Annotated in this window: 22 protein-coding genes and 1 pseudogene; 8 read left to right on the top strand and 15 right to left on the bottom strand. The window is 58.3% G+C overall.

All coding sequences use genetic code 11. The annotated features are described in order from the left end of the window. The first annotated feature begins 39 nt into the window (after positions 1-39). The gene (locus B3Y70_RS15265; protein ID WP_014420261.1) at positions 40-420 is read left to right on the top strand and encodes a rhodanese-like domain-containing protein; all 381 of its coding nucleotides are present in this window, start codon (positions 40-42) and stop codon (positions 418-420) included. 5 nt (positions 421-425) lie between these two features. On the opposite strand, the gene B3Y70_RS15270 is transcribed toward B3Y70_RS15265, so the two are convergent. Next, a complete protein-coding gene (locus B3Y70_RS15270) occupies positions 426-896 on the bottom strand; it encodes a YchJ family protein (RefSeq protein ID WP_235853365.1) in 471 nt (156 codons plus the stop codon). A gap of 139 nt (positions 897-1,035) precedes the next feature. Here B3Y70_RS15270 and B3Y70_RS15275 point away from each other — a divergent pair, with 139 nt between their 5' ends. Further along, on the top strand, positions 1,036-1,992 hold the full coding sequence (locus B3Y70_RS15275) for a GGDEF domain-containing protein (protein ID WP_113879547.1): 957 nt from the start codon (positions 1,036-1,038) through the stop codon (positions 1,990-1,992). Between the two features lie 16 nt (positions 1,993-2,008). On the opposite strand, the gene B3Y70_RS15280 is transcribed toward B3Y70_RS15275, so the two are convergent. Both B3Y70_RS15280 and B3Y70_RS15285 read right to left on the bottom strand, forming a co-directional pair. Beyond that, on the bottom strand, positions 2,009-2,737 hold the full coding sequence (locus tag B3Y70_RS15280; RefSeq protein WP_235853366.1) for a substrate-binding periplasmic protein: 729 nt from the start codon (positions 2,735-2,737) through the stop codon (positions 2,009-2,011). A 283-nt stretch (positions 2,738-3,020) separates the two neighbouring features. Continuing rightward, a complete protein-coding gene (locus tag B3Y70_RS15285) occupies positions 3,021-3,446 on the bottom strand; it encodes a hotdog fold thioesterase (RefSeq protein ID WP_014420257.1) in 426 nt (141 codons plus the stop codon). Positions 3,447-3,580: 134 nt separating this feature from the next. Here B3Y70_RS15285 and B3Y70_RS15290 point away from each other — a divergent pair, with 134 nt between their 5' ends. After that, entirely contained in the window at positions 3,581-4,042 is a 462-nt protein-coding gene (locus B3Y70_RS15290; protein ID WP_011783880.1) for a c-type cytochrome, read from the top strand. Positions 4,043-4,052: 10 nt separating this feature from the next. Here B3Y70_RS15290 and B3Y70_RS15295 read toward each other — a convergent pair whose 3' ends face one another. Then, positions 4,053-4,736 (bottom strand): cytochrome b/b6 domain-containing protein, encoded by a 684-nt coding sequence (locus tag B3Y70_RS15295; RefSeq protein WP_114434321.1) that lies wholly within the window; start codon positions 4,734-4,736, stop codon positions 4,053-4,055. Between the two features lie 100 nt (positions 4,737-4,836). Then, positions 4,837-5,607 (bottom strand): substrate-binding periplasmic protein, encoded by a 771-nt coding sequence (locus tag B3Y70_RS15300; protein ID WP_041654466.1) that lies wholly within the window; start codon positions 5,605-5,607, stop codon positions 4,837-4,839. Between the two features lie 181 nt (positions 5,608-5,788). On the opposite strand from B3Y70_RS15300, the gene B3Y70_RS15305 reads away from it, so the two are divergent. Further along, positions 5,789-6,472 (top strand): type 1 glutamine amidotransferase domain-containing protein, encoded by a 684-nt coding sequence (locus B3Y70_RS15305; protein ID WP_023007753.1) that lies wholly within the window; start codon positions 5,789-5,791, stop codon positions 6,470-6,472. A gap of 34 nt (positions 6,473-6,506) precedes the next feature. Here the strand turns inward: B3Y70_RS15305 and B3Y70_RS15310 are convergent, their stop codons facing one another. The 9 genes from B3Y70_RS15310 to B3Y70_RS15350 all read right to left on the bottom strand — a co-directional run bounded on the left by B3Y70_RS15310 (position 6,507) and on the right by B3Y70_RS15350 (position 15,463). Next, positions 6,507-7,673, bottom strand: a complete 1,167-nt coding sequence (locus B3Y70_RS15310; RefSeq protein WP_014420252.1) for a benzoate/H(+) symporter BenE family transporter — start codon at positions 7,671-7,673, stop codon at positions 6,507-6,509. Positions 7,674-7,802: 129 nt separating this feature from the next. Continuing rightward, positions 7,803-9,149 carry an MFS transporter gene (locus B3Y70_RS15315; protein ID WP_286893060.1) on the bottom strand — a complete coding sequence of 449 codons (1,347 nt, stop codon included), beginning with the start codon at positions 9,147-9,149 and terminating at the stop codon, positions 7,803-7,805. Between the two features lie 51 nt (positions 9,150-9,200). After that, positions 9,201-9,980, bottom strand: a complete 780-nt coding sequence (gene benD, locus B3Y70_RS15320) for a benzoate diol dehydrogenase BenD (protein ID WP_114434322.1) — start codon at positions 9,978-9,980, stop codon at positions 9,201-9,203. Then, entirely contained in the window at positions 9,977-11,008 is a 1,032-nt protein-coding gene (benC, locus tag B3Y70_RS15325) for a benzoate 1,2-dioxygenase electron transfer component BenC (protein WP_114434323.1), read from the bottom strand. Before benC ends, benD begins: the two co-directional genes overlap by 4 nt. Positions 11,009-11,028: 20 nt before the next feature. Then, entirely contained in the window at positions 11,029-11,520 is a 492-nt protein-coding gene (benB, locus tag B3Y70_RS15330) for a benzoate 1,2-dioxygenase small subunit (RefSeq protein ID WP_023007756.1), read from the bottom strand. Next, positions 11,517-12,890: a Rieske 2Fe-2S domain-containing protein gene (locus B3Y70_RS15335; RefSeq protein WP_014420247.1), complete on the bottom strand. Its 1,374-nt coding sequence runs from the start codon at positions 12,888-12,890 to the stop codon at positions 11,517-11,519. The genes benB and B3Y70_RS15335 overlap by 4 nt, the downstream gene beginning before the upstream one ends. Positions 12,891-13,008: 118 nt before the next feature. Further along, positions 13,009-13,950 carry a catechol 1,2-dioxygenase gene (gene catA / locus B3Y70_RS15340; RefSeq protein WP_273030694.1) on the bottom strand — a complete coding sequence of 314 codons (942 nt, stop codon included), beginning with the start codon at positions 13,948-13,950 and terminating at the stop codon, positions 13,009-13,011. 68 nt (positions 13,951-14,018) lie between these two features. After that, a complete protein-coding gene (gene catC / locus B3Y70_RS15345) occupies positions 14,019-14,309 on the bottom strand; it encodes a muconolactone Delta-isomerase (protein WP_121208171.1) in 291 nt (96 codons plus the stop codon). Between the two features lie 32 nt (positions 14,310-14,341). Beyond that, positions 14,342-15,463: a muconate/chloromuconate family cycloisomerase gene (locus B3Y70_RS15350; RefSeq protein ID WP_273030696.1), complete on the bottom strand. Its 1,122-nt coding sequence runs from the start codon at positions 15,461-15,463 to the stop codon at positions 14,342-14,344. A gap of 106 nt (positions 15,464-15,569) precedes the next feature. On the opposite strand from B3Y70_RS15350, the gene B3Y70_RS15355 reads away from it, so the two are divergent. Further along, positions 15,570-16,472, top strand: coding sequence for a LysR family transcriptional regulator (locus B3Y70_RS15355; protein WP_286893048.1), 903 nt, complete (start codon positions 15,570-15,572; stop codon positions 16,470-16,472). On the opposite strand, the gene B3Y70_RS15360 is transcribed toward B3Y70_RS15355, so the two are convergent. After that, entirely contained in the window at positions 16,473-17,252 is a 780-nt protein-coding gene (locus B3Y70_RS15360; protein WP_023007760.1) for an IclR family transcriptional regulator domain-containing protein, read from the bottom strand. 196 nt (positions 17,253-17,448) lie between these two features. On the opposite strand from B3Y70_RS15360, the gene B3Y70_RS15365 reads away from it, so the two are divergent. From B3Y70_RS15365 to B3Y70_RS15375, 3 genes and pseudogenes are all read left to right on the top strand, one after another. After that, a complete protein-coding gene (locus tag B3Y70_RS15365) occupies positions 17,449-18,264 on the top strand; it encodes a CoA transferase subunit A (protein WP_286893043.1) in 816 nt (271 codons plus the stop codon). Then, positions 18,264-19,052: a CoA-transferase subunit beta gene (locus tag B3Y70_RS15370; RefSeq protein WP_206855787.1), complete on the top strand. Its 789-nt coding sequence runs from the start codon at positions 18,264-18,266 to the stop codon at positions 19,050-19,052. The genes B3Y70_RS15365 and B3Y70_RS15370 overlap by 1 nt, the downstream gene beginning before the upstream one ends. An 8-nt stretch (positions 19,053-19,060) precedes the next feature. Further along, positions 19,061-19,254 (top strand): annotated as a pseudogene (locus B3Y70_RS15375) (3-oxoadipyl-CoA thiolase); the annotation flags it as partial.

Raw genomic sequence — 19,254 nt, forward strand, 5'->3', positions numbered from 1 at the left:
TAACCTGAAAAGACACACCCACGCTCAAAGGGAACTGCCATGAAGACTGCCCACGACCTTGTTGCCGAAGCCAAAAAAGAGATTCAGGAGGTGCCGCTGGCCAACGCCGAGGCGGCCATTAAAAATGCCGATTTGCTGCTGGATGTGCGGGACGCCGATGAATACCGCTCCAGCCATATTCCGGGCGCCGTGAATATTTCCCGGGGCATGCTCGAATTCAAGTTCACCAACGACCCCGCGCTGGAGAACCGGCAGATGAAAATTGTGCTCTACTGCAAAACCTCCGGCCGTGCAGCACTCAGCGCCAAAGCGCTGAAAGAGATGGGCTATATGAACGTACAATCCATTGAAGGCGGCTTTGACGCCTGGCTGGAAGCGGGTAAAGAGGTCGCTCAGCCGGATCTGCCGAAATTCGAATAGAACGTTTAAAGACAACAGGCCTTGAACTTGCGACCACTGCCACAGGGGCAGGGGTCGTTTCGACCGGGCTTCAGCACTCCCTCGCGGGTTTCGCCCTCACGGTAGAACCAGCGGCCATTCTCTTTGCTGAAGTCTGATCGCTCTTCCAGATAACCCCAACCACCACCGGCACGATAGACCGCCCGGAAGTGAACCCGGCCCGTGTCGACACCGACACTGGAGGAGAGTATCTGCAGCGAAACCCATTCCGGTGAGCCGGAAAGATCCAGTTCCGCCGGCCGGGTCTCCGGATGCCAGGTCTCGAGCAGATAATCGGCATCCTTCACCACAAAGGCACTGAACCGGGAACGCATCAACGCCTCCGGTGTGGTGGCAGACGCGCCTGCATGGCAGGGCTGACAACACAGCAGGTAGACTTTCCCGCTACCGCAGGGGCAGTTTTCCCCGGACACCTTCATCCCTTTCCAAACCCTCATGAAGCCAGAATTTCGTTGGCCCGGCTGTCCGGCCAACGTAGGTAATGTCCGCAAACCTTACACGCTTTTGCAGACAGCGTCGTATGACAAAAGCCATACTGGAAATTAAACTGAATAAAAAGCAGACAGCGCACACCCCATGAAATCCGGCATTCCGTCACTGAATCTGCCCGTTTACCGGGATCAGACACCGCCAGCCACCGAGGAGACACCCCCGGACGGTCTTCAGGCCGTGCTCGATAATCTGGATGCCCTGGTGTACGTCTCCGATTTTACAACACACGATCTGCTGTACATGAACGCTTACGGCCGGCAGATCTGGGGTGACATTGGCAACCGAAAATGCTGGCAAGTGCTTCAGGACGGTGACGGCCCGTGCAGCTTCTGCACCAATCACCTGCTGGTCAATGATCAGGGCGAGCCCAACAAACCCCATGTCTGGGAGTTCCAGAATCAACTGGACCAACGATGGTACCAGTGCCGTGACCAGGCGATCCGCTGGACCGATGGCCGCCTGGTGAGGTTGGAGATTGCCACTGATATTACCGAACGTAAACAGATGGAGCTGGAGCTGCGGGCAGCCCACGAAAAAGCCAGGGCGGCAGCGCTGGAGGATGAACTTACCGGGCTGTATAACCGACGCGCGTTCTTCGAGTTCGGAGAGCAACTGCTGAACCAGTCTGCCAGGCATCAGACACCACTGACTCTGGTCATGATGGATCTGGATCACTTCAAGATCATCAACGACACCTACGGTCACCAGGCGGGCGATGAAGTGTTGAAGCAGGTCAGCGGGCTACTGAAAGCCCGGATTCGGGATTGCGATATTGTGGCCAGAATGGGCGGAGAGGAATTCGCCATTCTGCTACCGGACACCGACATGACGATGGCACACGTGTTGGCGAGCCGCTTGCTGGCCTTGCTTTGTAATCTGGTGGTGTCTTACGAGCAAAGCAGAATCTCGCCGTCGGCAAGTATCGGAATCAGTAGCCTGGGAAACGGCGACCGCAGACTGGAAGATCTGATGTGTCGCGCAGACGAGGCCATGTACCAGTCCAAGGCCAGAGGAAGAAGCAGAGTGACACTGGCCACCTAAACCCAGGACGGCCTCGCTAACGGCCCTCCTCGGTATACCGGATGAGATACTCTTCAATCAATTCTTCCAGCCTGCCCTGCTCCGTCAACTCCAGCAACCTGGTTGCAAAAGCCTCTCGCAAGGCTTTGCTATTGCAGCGGGAAAGCTTCGGAAACGCGAAGAACAGGCCTTCTCTGCTCACAGGGGGCTCCAGCGCCACAAAGTCATTCGACATGCCATACCGGGCCAGCTTCGCCCGCCCCTGCAACAACTCGTACAGTACATAATCGATACGACCGATATCGGCCATCAGGTAGGACTGGTGAATGGAGCGGACGCCGAGGATATCCAGGTGATCGGCGGCAAAGCTGTCGAACCGCTCACCGAAACTGTTGTCGATCAGGGTGCTGCCTTGTTTCCCCTCCAGGTCCGGCCAGTGCCGATACTCAAACATCCTTCGCCGCGGCACCCAGACATTGGTATCGAGGTGCATCATTGGCGGCAGAATATAATCCAGGTAGCCCAATCTTTCTGCCGTGATAAAGGCCCCGGCCACCAGATCGATCTCCCCCAACTCTGCCAACCGCTGTACCCGCGCCCAGGACCCAATATTGCGGACATTGACCTTGATACCCAGGGGCTCCACCAACTCCCGCAGGAAATGAGGAACCGCGCCATTTAAAAGATCCGGCGACTCCACGCTCGGCCATAGGAGAGGCGGATACTCCGGATTACCACTCACTCTCAGCGTTGAACACTCAGACAAAGGGGCAGCTCGCAGACCAAAGGATGCGCATAGCAAAAAGAGCAACGCATACCAGAACTTGTGCGCTTTCGAAGACACCCTGTTACAACGAATTTTCAGCACAGTGAAACCTTCCCGTGAGGAATAACCTCATGGCATTTAGTTAACATCCTCAACTATTTTAAGTATAGCAGGGCGACAGTCCCGGCAAACGATTTTCTTTTGATATTAATCAAAGATGGCGAGCTTATTTCGCAAATCGACGCGCAAGGTCGGAATCAGGGAGCCATCGCTCCCTGTTTTCTTACGAGCGGCGGGTTACCGCCATGGTCAACCTGGAAATGCAGGTCACCTTGCCTTGATCGTTTTCCAGGCGGATTTCCCATACTTGCGTTGCACTGCCGATGTGTATGGCCTTCGCCGTGCCATAGACCCATCCCCCGGTAACAGGCCGAATATGATTGGCATTAATATCCAGCCCCACAGCGACCGTATTTTTATCTTTCAGGCAACAGTTGGCAGCCATGCTGCCCAGCGTTTCCGCCAACACGACGGAGGAACCACCATGCAGGATCCCGAATGGCTGGACGGTGCGCTCATCCACCGGCATCCGGCCTTTCACATAATCGTCACCGATTTCGAGGTATTCAATGCCCATATGACTGACCGCGGTGTTTTTGCTGGCCTCTGTCATTTGCTCAAGATTAGGGGTAACCGTCCAGATCGACATCGTGCAACTCCTCAGATTGAACTTTCGTTTCTTATAGCTGTCAGGAATGAGTCTATACAGGTAGCATGCTTATAACCACGCCTTTATAGAGCATTTTTGCATTATCACCAATCACACCAAGAGAGGGACCTGGAATGAATAAACGTTTTGTTTCCGTTGCGGTGCTTGCGGCCGCGATCTCAACCCCGACCGTGGCCCAGATGAGCGTGGAAGACCAGATCGAAACCCGCCAGGCCGCCTACCAGTTTGCGTCCTGGAACATGGGCAAAATCAAGGCCCAGACCGTGGATGGCTCCGCAGCGTTTGACCAGAACCAGGTTGCCGCAGCCGCCAAAGCCATTGCAGCCGTGGCCAACTCCGGCATGAGCGTGCTTTACAGCCGTGACAGCGCCAATGACCGGGCCGAGAACACCCGCCTCAAGCCCAACTTCTTTGAGGAGCCGATGAAGGTTCAGGAAATTGCGGTCAGCTTCGTCCGTGAAGCCAACGCACTGCAGGAACTGGCTGCAGCCGGCGACCAAGCCGCGATTGCACGCCAGTTCGCCAAAGTCGGTGAAACCTGCAAGGCTTGCCACGACAACTTCCGCGCCAAGTAGGCCAAGGGGCTTACCAACCCAGATTCTGGGGCGGTGGCGGCGGTGGCGGAATCAGTCCGCCACTAGCCGCCCAGACCACAGCAACGGCAATCGCCAGTGCAATGATCATTGCCAGCCAGCCACCGCCGCTGGCGTCTTTCAGCTCTGAGCTCTGAACCTGCTTTCGGCCAGTCACCATCGGCTTTACCAGATTATCCTTACGCACGTGGGTGTAAAACAGCACCGCCAGGACATGAAGGGCAACCACGGCGTACAGCCCCCATTCCATGAGACGGTGCCAGCTGCTCAGGGTATCGCTCCAGCCCGACGACACCAGCCGGTAGAGTGGGCCGTTAAAGGCAATTTCATCATTGGCAAATAAACCGGTAACAGCCTGAAAACCGAACAGTCCCAGTAACAACAGCACCGACCAGGCACCAAGGGGATTGTGGCCTGCGCCCTGCCACTGGCCCCTAAGATAACGGATCATCGCCCCTGGCCCCGATATAAACTGACTGAAGCGCGCGTAAGTGGAGCCCACCAGCCCCCAGACCACCCGGAACGCCAGCAAGCCAACAACCGCCAGTCCAAAACGCTCATGCCAGGCCATCCAGCCAGCGCCCAGTTTGACCGTCACCACTGCCCCAACCACAGCAATTACCAGCAACCAGTGGAACAGCCGGGTGGGGAGATCCCACAATCGAATCGTCTTCATACCAGTTCCTTTGCCAAAACCTTTCAAACGATCACAGACAAAGGTAAGCACCCTAAGTTCCTCAAATCAGGGGCGCATCGATATCAAATACAGAAATCGATCAATAGGCTGTTTGTTCCTGGTACTTCAGCACCAGATCTTCCCGAATCCCCTCGCGCTCGATCAACTTCAGGGCCGCCCTTATATCTTCTACATAACGGCGGGCAGGAGACTGGTTCGAAACCGCAATCCAGGAACGGTCACCCGGTACAAAGAACGGTGAAATGTTCGCTTCTATCCCCTGGGCTCTCAGCGTATACAATCCAACCAGCTCGGGGGCCACCACGACATCAACCCGCCCTCTTTGAAGCATCAACATCAAATTTTCGTAGTGGGACGCAGGCTCTTTATTCAGAGCCGGATCATTGTCAAACCGGGTAAAGTAACGGGCGCCCTCCAGAATACCGATGACTTTTCCCGGCAGATCGCTGTATCGCTCAATACGGTTACTCTCGCTCACGTAGAAAAACAGACGCCGCTCCGGCGGAAAAGCCGGAGCCACGAAGGTCATGAATTCTTCCCGTTCTTCGGTACGCAGCGGCCCCAGCATGACATCCACCTCACCCCTGCGCATCAGCAGCAGGATGCGCCGGAATGGCGCCTCCCGGTACTGCACACGCCAGCCTAGCCGGTCGGCAATTTCTTCGAATAGCTCAAGATAAAGACCGGATTTTTGCGACGGCTCGAGAATACGGTAGGGCGGCGAGTGGTCAACGCCAACGGTCACCGTCAGTGGCTCTACTGTTTCAGTGCCCTGTTGTGAAAGAACACCAGGCGCCCAAAGCAGCATCAGAATGCCGGCAAGCACGCCTTTCAAGGCAATCCACCTCATATAAATCCGTCCTGGTCCATGACGTTACATGTGCGATAACTACCCTCGCAGTATAGCCGTTAATGAGCATCCAATATGCCAGTGCTAACGTACTGACGGTTGAAAACCGAGCGATCATCACAATTTGATGTAGTGAGACGAACGAAATACACCCGGACTCCCGACAGGAGGGTCGACTGGTATGAAGATTCTGATGGTACTAACCTCCCACGACCAGATGGGCGACACCGGCCATAAAACCGGTTTCTGGCTGGAAGAATTCACTGCGCCGTTCTACGTATTCAAAGACGCAGGCGCCGACATCACCCTCGCATCCCCTAAAGGCGGCCAGCCACCGGTTGACCCGAACAGCGAGGCTGAAGATGCACTGACCGAGTCCACCCGGCGGTTCAGTGAAGACACCCATGCCCGGGAAATGCTGGCCAGCACCAGAAAACTGGCCGACGTGGACATGAATCAGTACGACGCCATCTTCTACCCCGGTGGCCATGGCCCGCTGTGGGATCTGGCCGAGGACGACAAGTCGATAGCCCTGATCAAAACCGCTTACGAGCAGGACAAGGTGATCGGCGCCGTATGCCATGCTCCTGCCGTGTTCAAGAATGTGTTCATAAAACCGGACCAGAACATCGTGGGCGGCCGCGAAGTCACCGGTTTCAGCAACACCGAAGAAGACGCTGTGCAGCTCACCAATATTGTGCCCTTCCTGCTGGAAGACATGCTCAAGCAGAACAACGCCCGTTACAGCCGGGGCGATGACTGGGCACCGCACATTGTGGTGGACGGCAAGCTGATTACCGGCCAGAACCCGGCGTCTTCCGAAGGCGCTGCCAAGGCTGTGCTGCAGGCCCTGCAGCAAGACTGACGTCCCGATTGGGCTGGCGCCTGCCAGCCCAATTCTATTTCCCGCCGTTGAGCACCCGGTAACAACCGTAACCGATCACCACCCCCCAGAACGCCGACGACAATCCGAACAGCGATAATCCGGACGCGGTCACCAGAAAGGTGATCAGCGACGCCTCCCGGTGACTGACCTCCTCCAGTGCGGCAAACAGGTTATTGGCAATAGCCCCCAGCAATGCCAGGCCCGCCAGCACCGCCACAAAGGCCGAAGGCAATGAAGTAAACAAGGCGACAATGGTGCCGGCAAACAGTGCTCCCACCAGATAGAACACGCCATTAAATACCCCGGCCACATAACGCTTGTCCGGGTTTTCATGAGCATCCTCGCCCGTGCAGATCGCGGCGGTAATGGCCGCCACCACCGTGGTAATGCCGCCGAACAGCGCCATGGGCAGGGACACAAGGCTGGCCACCGCAATCACCGGCTTGGCTTTCACCCGATAGCCGGCGCCCCGGAGAATGGCCATGCCGGGAAGGAACTGGCCCGTCAGGCTCACCAGCACCAGGGGAATGGCCAGGCTGAGGGTCGCGCCAAAGCTCCATTCCGGTGTGATGAGTCTGGGCACCGCCAGGTTCAGGCGTACACCGGCCAGGGAGGCATCCTCCAGCACTACCGCCAGGATGATCCCGGCCATCAGCAAAAGCACCAAAGTGTATTTCGGTGTAAAGCGACGAAACACCACATAGGCAACCAGCATGCCGATGGCCAGGGCCGGCGTGGTTTCAATGGCAGCAAAGGCGCCCAGACCAAACTGAAACAGGATGCCCGCCATCATACCCGCCGCCACCCCTTTGGGAATGACGCGCACAAACGCATCGAAGGTGCCGGAAACACCAATGACAAAGATAATCAGCGCGGCGGTGATGTACGCCCCCACGGCTTCGTTAAGCGAAAGCTCCGGAAACAGCACCACCAGCAGCGCCGTACCCGGCGCCGACCAGGCCGTGACTATAGGTGCTTTGAGCCATATCGACAGGAAAATTCCCGAAACCGCCGCTCCCATGGAGATGGCCCAGACCCAGGAGGTCATCATCTCCGGCGACACATTCGCTGCCGCTCCGGCCTGGAAGAAAATCGCCAAAGGCCCGGCATAGGACACCAGCACCGCCAGAAATCCTGCGGCAACCGCAGACACAGACAAGTCCCGAAACAACTGGGGCATGTTCAGCTCCTTGTTATTGAGTTCTGTTTGAGCTGTGTAACAGCAAAAAAGCCCCGGTCACGATCGTGCCGGGGCAAAGAGGGGTCCGAATGACTGACTGTCCCTCAAGGTCACCTCAACGCTGATTCATCAGTTACTGGTTGCCAGGCTCACCTCTGCGTTCTCACGCTCCCGCGCCGGGCCAAATTGCCGGCCCACCAGGGCAATAGCGACGGTGGCAATGGCGCCGGGAAACGCCAGGGCCAGGAAATTCATATGGTGCGGCAAGGCCAGAGCCAGCAGCGTACCGCCAATCATGGGCCCGACAATGGCGCCATTACGGCCAATGCCCGATGCCCAGCCCAGACCGGTGGAGCGGATACTGGTGGGGTAGTACTGGGCCACATAGGCGTAGAGCAGGATCTGCGAGCCAATGGTGGTGGCACCGGCCACGCCCATCAGGGTATACAGAAACCACATCGGACTTTCATAGCCGAGCATGACCAGCGACACCGAGGCCAGAATAAAGAAGCTGACCAGCACCGTGCGCAGGGACAATCGATCTGCCAGCCAGCCGCCGCCCACAGCGCCGAAGATCGCACCGATGTTCAACACCATCAGGAACATCAGGCTGGAGCTCAGCTCATAGCCGGCCAGAGACATCAGCTTTGGCAACCAGGAGCCCAGAGCATAGACCATCAGCAGGCAGCAGAAGAAGGCAATCCAGAACATTACGGTGCTGAAGGCACGACCGCCCCGGAACAATTCCAGAACCGGCGCCTTGCTCTCGGTCGTAGCCGGCACGGTCAGGGTATCCATTTCGCTGATGTCGTGTACCGGTGCCACTTTCTGCAGGATGCTGCGAGCCTCCCCTTCACGCTTCTGTGCCATCAGAAAAGCCACGGATTCCGGCAGGAACTTCATCATCAGCGGCAACAGCAGCAGGGGCACCGCAGCGAGATAGAACATGATTTCCCAGCCAAAATTCGGCACGATCCAGATGCCCAGACCCGCTGACATCATGCCACCGACGGCATAACCGGAAAACATCAGTGCCACCAGGGTACTACGGCTCTTTTTAGGCGAGTACTCGCTCATCAGCGAGACCACATTGGGCATCACCCCGCCAATACCCAAACCGGCGATAAAGCGTAGAATACCGAACTGCCAGGGCGTGGTGGCGAAGCCGTTAATGACGGTGGTGAGACTGAACAGCACCACACACATCAGGATGGTTTTCTTGCGCCCGAGCCGATCAGAGAGCATGCCAAAGCCCATGGCTCCGAACATCATGCCAAACAGGGCACTGCTGCCCAGCAGCCCGGCCACATAGGGGTTCAGGTTCCACTGCTCCATCAGTAGTGGCAGTACCACGCCGTAGATCACCAGGTCATAGCCATCAAAAATGATGATCAGGGTGCACCAGAACAACACCTTCCAGTGGAATCTGGTAAAGGTGGCGTTATCGATAACGTCGTTGACGTCTATATTTCTCATGGGTCTGTCACTCCATATCTTGTTTTTGTCGGAGGTTGGGTTGAATGCCCGTCAGCCGCAGTCGCCCCCGGCCACGGGCAGGATGGTTCCGGTGATATAGTTGGCAGCATCGGATGCCAGGAACAGGATCGGCTGCGCCTGCTCATCCAGGGTGCCGTAGCGGTGCATGAAGCTGCTGGCATTGGTCTGGTCAATCAGGGTCTGATACCAGACTTTTTCCTGTTCGCCCTGCCCCTCGGTGTTCCGTGGCGTCAGCCGGGGAGGTGCTTCGGTGCCACCCGGCGCGGTGGCGTTCACCCGGATGCCGTGCTCGGCATACTCAAACGCCAGGTTCACGGTCATGGCGTTCACCCCACCCTTGGCGGCGCCGTAGGGCACCCGCATCAGACCACGGGTGGCCACCGATGACACGTTCACGATGGCACCCCCTTTCTGCTCCACCATGTAGGGCAGAACGGCGCGGCAGCACCAAAGGGTCGGGAACAACGAACGCTGGATTTCCTTCTGAATCTGCTCCGGCTGGTAATGCTCGAAGGGCTGAGCCCAAATGGTGCCACCGACGTTATTGATCAGGATGTCGATGCGGCCATACTGCTCGTGGGCTTGGGCCATCACCCTTTCTGCGCCTTCCCAGGTTTCCAGGTTGGCCTGCACGGCCAGGGCTTCAACGCCCTGGTCGCGCAGCTCGCCAGCAACGCCCTGCACGTAGTCCGCGATGTCCACCAGTACAAGACGGGCACCTTCGTCGGCGGCCAGTTCGGCCACCCGCCGGCCAATGCCCTGGGCGGCCCCCGTCACTACCATCACCTTGTCGGTGAAGCGCGGGGTCATGCCACTTTCTCCTCAACGGCCGATACGCTGGGGGTGAACTTCTCGTAGTGGAACGAGTTGGGCTCAATTCCCTGTTCCCGGAAATAACCCAGCACCGCATCGACCATCGGAGGTGGCCCACACAGGTAAACGTCCACATCACCATCGTTGATGGGGGCGTCTTCCATGTGGTTGGTCACATAACCCTTGCGTGGGTGCATGCTTTCGTCGCTGGCCACCACGGTCTTGAAGGTGAAGTTGTCTATGGCCTCGGCAAATGCTTCCAAAGCTGCCAGTCCCACCAGGTCATCGTCGTTGGTGACGCCGTAGATCATGTGAGTGGGCTGCTCGCAGCCCTTTTCCTTCAGGCTTTCGAGCATGGCCAGGAACGGCGCCAGGCCGGTACCACCGGCCAGCATCAGCACCGGGCGCTGCACCGGGCGCAGGTAAAACACGCCCATGGGGCCGGTCAGGGTGACCTTGTCACCAGTCTTGGCCTTGCCTACCAGCCAGGAGCTCATCAGGCCCCCGGGCACGTTGCGGATCAGGAAGCTCAGTTCGCGGCTGCTGGGGCGGGAGCTGAACGAGTAGGCGCGGGTTTCCTCGGTACCCGGCACCTGAATGTTCACATACTGGCCCGGCAGGAAGCCGATATCCGTATCTGCGGTGATCTTCAGCTCGATGGCGGTCGGGGAAATCAGGTTGACCTCGCCCACAGTACCGGTCACGGACTCGTTACCGGCCTTGCTGCACAGCGATGCAGCGGCCGGAATTTTCACCACACAGTCGCTGGAGGGCACCATCTGACAGGTCAGCACCATGCCCTGCTCGGCTTCCTCGTCAGACAGCGCCTCGTCGATGTACTCGTCACCCATATCGAACTCGCCCTGGTGGCAGGAACCCTTGCAGGTTCCGCAGACACCGTCGGAACAGTCCATGGGCAGGTTGATCTGGGCCCGGTAGGCGGCGTCGAGTACGGTTTCACCTTCGTTGCAGGTGATCACACGGGTAACGCCGTCTTCAAAATTAAGCGCGATGTTGTAACTCATGATGATGCTCTCCCCATCAATTACAGGTGATAGATATCAATCACCTGATTGATGTAGTCGTTTTTCAGAACCACTTTCTTCCCGGTGATCAGCGGCTGTTCGCCACTGCAGTCGAGGGTGTAGAAAGACACGCCGAAGAAGCTCTGGGTTTTGTGGTAGCGGTGGCTGTTGGTCTGCCAGTTGAACCGGATTTTCACGGTGTCGCCGTCCCGCTCCAGGATTTCGAGGTTGCTGGTCAGGTGCACGGTGCGCGGTTCCGGAATGGAACTGGCGCCGGAACGCTCGGTTTTCAGTCGGTAGACGCGATCTTCCAGGCCGTTACGGTTCGGGTAGTAGATCAGCGAGATCTCAGCCTGCGGGTCCTCGGTCAACTCGTCGTTGTCGTCCCAGGCCGGCATCCAGTAGGTGGCATCTTCGTGGTAGCACTTCAGCCACTCATCCCACTGGCGGTCATCCAGCAAACGGGCTTCCCGGTAGATAAAGGCCTGGATCTGCTCGTATGACATGCTCATGCGGAAGCCTCCTCTGACAGCGAAATAAAGCGTGCGCGCTCGGTTTCAATGGCCTTGGTCATCTCCTCCACCCAGTGCTGGTGATGGGTGACGTAAAGACCTTCGTCTTCCGGTTTGGCGCCACTGAGAATCGGCTTCATATCGATGCGCTTGGCCCAGTCGTCGGCACCTTCTATCCAGTGCTGTGCACCACGGCTCATGTCATTCCACTTCACCCCCTTGGCGTAGTAACCCTCCTGACAGCCCCGGAATTCTTCCAGGTCGTCCGGGGTGCCCATGCCGGAGACGTTGAAGAAGTCTTCGTACTGGCGAATGCGCTTGGCACGGTTCTCGGCAGATTCACCCTTGGGCGCCCAGCAGTAGATGGTGATCTCGGTCTTGTTGACGTCGATCGGGCGCAGTACCCGGATCTGGGTGGAGAACTGGTCCATCACGTACACGTTCGGGTACAGGCACAGGTTTTTGGTGGTACGCACGATAAAGTCAGCCTTCGCCTCACCCACTTCCTGTTCGAGGCGCTCCAGCTGGTTGTAGACCGGGCGCACTTCCGGATTGGTCAGGCGGGTCCACAGCATCATGTGGCCGTTGTCGAAGGAGTAGAAGCCGCCTTCGTTAGACCAGCTCTTGGCGTCCACCGCCTCGGTGCCACCCTTCTCATAGTTGCGCTGGCCCATGGTAGACAGGTAATTCCAGTGCACAGTGCTGACGTGGTAACCGTCGGCGCCGTTTTCGGCAGTCAGCTTCCAGTTACCCTCGTAGGTGTAGGTAGACGCGCCGCGCAGAATCTCCAGGCCTTCCGGCGCCTGGTCGACGATGGCATCCAGCACCTTGGTGGTTTCGCCCAGATACTCTTCCAGCGGCAGCACGTCGGCATTCAGGCTGCCAAACAGGAAGCCGCGATAGTTTTCAAACTTCGGCAGCTGTTTCAGGTCGTGGGAGCCGTCCACGTTGAAGCTGTCCGGGTAACCACCTTTCTTCTGATCCTTGGCCTTCAGCAGCTTGCCGTCGTTCTTGAAGGTCCAGCCGTGGAACGGGCAGGTGAAGGAGGTCTTGTTGCCGCGCTTTTTGCGGCACAGGGTGGCACCGCGGTGGGTACAGGTGTTCAGAATCGCCTTGAGCTCGCCATCCTTGGTCCGGGTGATGATCACCGGCTGACGACCCACCGTGGTGGTGTAGTAGTCGCCCGGATTCTCAATCTGGCTTTCATGAGCCAGGAAAATCCAGTTGCCTTCGAAGATGTGTTTCATCTCCAGCTCAAACAGCTCCTCGTCGGTGAAGATGCTGCGATCACAGCGGTAGTGGCCGGTGGTCGGGTCGGCTTCTACCGCCCCACGGATCTGCTTTTCAAGTCTGTCGAGTTGGCGAGTCATGTTCGTCACTCCCTCTTGTTGTTGTGACTACCGTTTTTTCGGGCGCGAGGGGCCCCGGTGCCGGCCCGCATGTACGGGCCGGTCGGATCACAAAACGTGTCAATTAAAGGTTGATGGCTTAAGCGGCTTCGCCTTCCAGCGCACGCTTGCGCTCGTGGCGGTTCTGCAGCTCTGGCTTGTCGGTGGAGACCAGTTGGATGTTGAATTCCACTTTGGTGAACGGTTTGTTCAGGCCATACCCCTCGGCCTGCGCCGGGTCGTCAATGCGGTTGGCTTCGACTACCAGCTCTTCGCGGGTTGCGAAGGCAAAGTCGTCGTAGGTGTACTCGTCACCCGCCAGGTTGATCTGGGTGGTCAGGTGCTTGAAGCCGGACTTGGAGATAAAGAAGTGGATATGGGCCGGGCGGTTGCCATGGCGACCAAGCAGGTTCAGCAGCGCCTGGGTGGAACCTTCGGGCGGGCAACCGTAACCAGCCGGGATGATGGACCGGGCGGTGTAACGGCCGTTTTCGTCGGTGCGAATACGGCGGCGCAGGTTGTACTCGCTCTGAGACTGATCAAAGTAGGAGTAGTTGCCCATGGTGTTGGCGTGCCACACATCCACCACCGCATTCACCAGCGGATTACCATTCTCGTCCGTCACCTGGCCGGTCAGGATCATGGTCTCGGCATTGTCATCCGAGCCGTCGTCCATGCGGGTAAAACCTTCGCTCATGGGCGCACCGGCCACGTACAGCGGGCCTTCGATGGTGCGCGGCGTGCCGCCCGCCAGGCCGGCCTGCTCGTCTTCGGCATCCATCCGGATGTCCAGGTACTTGTCCATACCCAGGCCCGGGGCCAGCAGGGCCGCTTCGCCGTTCTTGCCCAGGTCGCCAACGTAGTACACGGCCTGCCAGAACTCTTCCGGAGTCACATCGAAGTCTTCAATCAGCTGGAAAACATCGTGCATGAAACGGTGAACAATCTTCTTCACCCGCTCGTTTCCACCGTCCTGGTTGAAGCCGGCGACTTTCTCCAGCAGGTCCTTCACATCGGCTGTTTGCATGGTTTTAACGGTCATGGTGGTTCTCCTCAGTATTATTCTTGTTGCTCAAATCAGGTCATCAGATGGCAACGGTGTGTTTGCGTTCAGCGATCATCCTCATGGATCGACGACGGGTGCCGGCAAAGGGGCGCGACGGTGATGTCCATATAGGGGAACAAAGGCAGGTTGCTGACCAGGTCCTGCAGCTCGGCGTTGTCGGCCACATCAAAAATGCTGACGTTGGCGTAGCTGCCAGCTACCCGCCACAGGTGACGCCACTTGCCCTGCTGCTGCAGGTCCTGGGCGTAGGCTTTTTCCCGGGCCTTGATGTCTGCCGCCACGTCGGCGGGCATGTCGTGAGGGATATTCACCTTCATCTCGACTTTGAACAGCATGTGCATTCCTCCGTTTACTGAATTTTTTCGGCTCAGGCCTTGCGGCGATACCGGGCCAGCTTGTCTTCATCGATTTCGATGCCGAGGCCCGGGCCCTTCGGCAGGTCAACGCCGTTGTTATGGAAATGCAGCGGCTTGGCCACGATGTCGTCTTTCATCAACAGCGGGCCGAACATCTCGGTGCCCCAGTGCAGGGTTTCCAGGGTCGACCAGGCATGCAGAGAAGCGGCGGTGCCGATGGTGCCTTCCAGCAGGGTGCCGCCGTACAGACCAATTCCGGCAGCCTGGGCCACCGCGGCCTGCTTCAGTGCCTGTACCGGTCCACCGGCCTTGGCGATTTTCATGGCCACGGCACCGGAGAAACCGACAGCAGCCAGGTTGTAAAGATCTTTGGCATCGGCCACGGCCTCGTCGGCCAGAATGGGCAGATGGAATTTCTCAGACAGACGCACCAGCGCGGCGTGATCCTTCATCGGCGTTGGCTGCTCTACCAGGTCGATGCCAGCCGACTGCAATTCGGCCATGCCTTTGGCCGCAGTCGCTTCGTCCCAGGCCTGGTTGACATCCACACGGACACTCGCGCTGTCACCCACGGCTTCTTTAATCGCCGCCACATGACGCACGTCGTCCATCACCGGACGGGAACCGATCTTGAGTTTGAAGTCACAATGGCGACGGGTTTCGATCAGGCCCAGGGCTTCTTCGATGTCTTTGCGAGTATCACCGCTGGCCAGGGTCCAGAGCACCGGGATGTGCTGGTGCAGGGCACCGCCGAGCAGGTCCGACACCGGGCGATTCAATCGCTTGCCCTGAAGGTCCAGCAGGGCAGTCTCGATTGCAGACTTGGCCAGGTTGTTGCCACGGGTCGAGCGGTCTAACATTACCCTGAGGGTATTGATGTTGCCGGCAGGCTGATTAATCAGTTGCGGTTTGAAATAGGTATCAATGGTAAGCTTTACGCTTTCGGGGCTTTCCGGGCCATAGGCCAGGCCACCGATGGTGGTCGCCTCACCGAGGCCTTCCAGGCCATCAGAATCCTTCACGCGCACAATCACCATGGTCTGAACCCCCATGGTTGTCATGGATAGCTTGTGCGGGCGAATGGTCGGGATATCGACCAGGATCGCTTCGATGGACTGAATAGTGGCTGACATGGCTGCTCCGAATCGCAAGGTAAAAATCCTGTGATTCGAACAGTACGAAGTTTCACCAATGTGAACCAATATTGATTAAGTAATAACCGATACCCTGGAGGTATGGATGGAGCTGAGACACTTGCGCTACTTCGTCGCAGTGGCCGAAGCCGGCAACCTGACCCGCGCTGCCGAAACACTGTTTATTGCCCAGCCGCCTCTGACCCGGGCCATCAAGCAGCTGGAAGAAGAAGTGGGCGTGGAGTTATTCATCCGCAAACCGCGGGGTCTGGAGCTGACCACCGGGGGCGAATACTTTCTGGAGCAGGCCAAGCAGGTGCTGGACAAGGTCAACGCCACCGTTGACGACACCCGTCGGATTGCGCGCCATCGGAAAACCCTGTTCTCCATCGGCTTCGTGCCCTCGGTGTTCTACGGCCAGCTGCCGCTGATGGTGCGCCGGCTGCGGCAGAACAAGAACCTGGAAATCGTGCTGCACGAACTGAAAACCCGGGAGCAGGTGGAAGCCCTGAAAGCCGGCAAGATCGATATCGGCTTTGGCCGCCTGCGGATTGAAGATCCGGACGTGGAACAGGAGAACCTGTTTGACGAACCAATGATCGCGGCCGTCCCCGCAAACCATCCGCTCACCCGTCATCCACCTTCGATGAAAGAACTCTCAGAGGTGCCCATGATCACCTTTCCAGCGGGTGCCGGGCCGAACTTTTCGGACATTACCCAGGGCCTGTTTCACCGCCGCGGCCTGAGAGTGAATGTGATTCAGCAGGTCAATGATGTGCAGACAGCGCTATCCCTGGTGGCCTCTGACATGGGCTTCACCCTGGTGCCAGAGCAGGTGCGCCGCCTGCAGCGGGAAGGCGTGGATTACATGCCACTGGAAGACGACAACATCACCACGCCGGTGATCGCTTCCCGCCGGCGCGGCGAGAACCCGAATGCGGTCATGCGCCTGACCAACACCATACTGGCAGAACTGGTTGAGAACCGGCTGACCGGCCGTTACCCGTAATCAGCGAGCCGTCTGCCGAACCTTGTCGGCCACCAACTGCAGCCTGGGCAAATAGGTATTGAGCAGGGTATCCATATCGACACGGGCCGCGTTGGTACTGATATTCAACGCACCCAACAGTTCTCCGCTGGCGGTAAACACAGGCACCGCCACCGATCTCAGGCCCAGATCCAGTTCCTGATCCACAATGGCATAGCCCTGCTCGCGCACCTTGCTGATTTCTTCACGCAAAGCGTTCCTGTCCGTTAGCGACGACGAGGTGTAGCGTTCAAGCCTGATCCGTTCAAGACAGGCTTCAAGCTCCGGTTCCGGTAACTGCGCCAGCAATACCCGCCCCATAGAGGTATAGGCCGCTGGCAGTCGGGTACCCACCGACAGTGTAATCGCCATCAGCCGGTGGCGCGCGGCCGAACGCACGACATACACCACCTCATCGCCATCCAGCACCGCCAGCGAAGACGACTCTCCCAGCTCCGCCGTGATGTCTTCCAGGTACTGCTGGATCACCGCCCGGTACTGATTGGAGGCCTGATAGGCATAACCCAGCTGCAGTACCCGGGGCGTCAACTCGAACTGCCGGCCGCTACGCTTCACAAATCCCAGAGCGTGGAGGGTCAGCAAAAACCGTCTGGCCTTGGCGCGATCCATATCCGTACGCGCCGCCACTTCGCTCAGGGTCATTCTGGGGTGGTCGGCGTCAAATGCCTGCAGCACCTCCAACCCCGAGGCCAGCGCTCCAACATAATCCCGGTCCCCCGGCTTCAGTATCGATTCGTCCATTCCGGCTCCTTCGCCCTGCAAAGCTCGATATCCGAGCATGGTAACAGCTGGTTCGCACTCCGAACATCCGTGCATTTTTGCCAACTGGTGAAAATTTGTACTTGACGACCCAAAACCAATCGCGCCATTATGTTCGCATATTAAACTTATGTTCGCGTTACGAACTAATCACAGAAGTGACACAGGAGGCACTGCGATGGCCGAGTTTCTTCCCCTCAAGGAAGCGGTGAGCAAATACATCAACAACGGCGACACCGTGGCGATGGAAGGCTTCACTCACCTGATCCCGTTTGCTGCGGGCCACGAAATCATCCGTCAGGAAAAGCGCGATCTGACTCTGATCCGCATGACCCCGGACCTGGTTTACGACCAGATGATCGGCGCCGGCTGCGCGAAAAAGCTGATTTTTTCCTGGGGCGGCAACCCCGGCGTGGGTTCCCTGCATCGACTGCGTGACGCGGTGGAAAAAGGCTGGCCTAACAAGCTGGAGATCCTGGAGCACAGCCACGCCGCCATGGCCAACGCCTATGAAGCCGGAGCGGCCGGCCTGCCGCTGGCCGTCTTGCGCGGCTATGTGGGGAGCGACCTGCCAAAAGTGAATGACCAGATCAAGTTCATCGAATGCCCGTTCACCGGAGAGTGCCTGGCAGCGATACCCTCCATTCGCCCGGATGTAGCGGTAATCCACGCCCAGCGGGCTGATCGCAAGGGCAACGTGCTGATTGAAGGCATTGTTGGCATTCAGAAAGAGGTCGTCCTGGCCGCCAGGCGCAGCATCGTCACCATTGAGGAAATCGTGGACGACCTGGGCGCGTCGGTAAATGCCTGCGTGCTCCCGTCCTGGGCGATCACCGCCATTGCCGAGGCCCCCCAAGGCGCCAAGCCGTCCTATGCCCTTGGCTACTACGACCGTGACAACGCTTTCTACAAGGACTGGGACGGCATCGCCCGCGACCGCGAGACCTTCCAGGCCTGGCTGAAAGAGAACGTTTTCGAGAAAGGAGCTGCGTGATGAGCCTTGAATTTACCGCTTCCGAAATGATGAGCGTCACCGCTGCCCGGGCGCTGACCAACGACATGACCTGCTTTGTGGGTATCGGCCTGCCCAGCGAGGCCGCCAACCTGGCGCGCCTGACCCACGCCCCGGATGTCACATTGATCTACGAATCCGGCACCTTGCAGACCAAGCCGGACGTGCTGCCTTTATCCATCGGCGACGGCGAGCTGTGCGAATCAGCCCTGACCACCGTCTCCGTACCTGAAATGTTCCGCTACTGGCTGCAGGGCGGTCATATCAGCGTCGGCTTCCTGGGCACCGCGCAGATCGACCGCTACGCCAACCTGAACACCACTCTGATCGGCGATTACCGTGAGCCCAGGATTCGCCTGCCCGGTGGCGGTGGCGCCCCGGAGATTGCCACTAACGCCAAGGAAGTGTTCATTACCGTAAAGCACTCCAGGCGCACCTTCGTGAAGGACGTGGACTTCGTGACCACCGTTGGCTTCGGCCGTGACGGCAAGGCCCGGGACAACGTCCCGAACATCGGCCGCGGCCCCACCGTGGTGATCACCGACTTGTGCATCCTCAAGCCGGATCCGGAGACCAAGGAGCTGGTGGTCACCTCCCTGCACCCGAATGTGACCCGGGAAGACGTGATCGAAGCCACCGGCTGGGAAATCCGCTTCGCGGACCAGCTGGAAACCACCCCGGCGCCAACTTCCGAAGAACTGGAAGTACTGCGAGACCTGAAAGCTCGCACCAATGCTCATCACGCTTCAACTCAATCTGGCCAACAGTAAGGTGCACCATGACTGACGTATTTCTTTGCCACCCCCGCCGTTCCGCCATCGGCCGCTTTGGCGGCACCCTGGCCAGCGTGCGCCCGGACGACCTGGCGGCGCATATCTTCAAGGCCGTGCTTGAGCAGGCTCCGGAACTGGACCCCGTCGCCATCGACGAAGTGATGATGGGCAGTGCCAACCAGGCCGGTGAAGATAACCG

The sequence above is a fragment of the Marinobacter sp. UBA5687 genome, assembly GCF_002420325.1.
Lineage (GTDB): Bacteria > Pseudomonadota > Gammaproteobacteria > Pseudomonadales > Oleiphilaceae > Marinobacter > Marinobacter nauticus.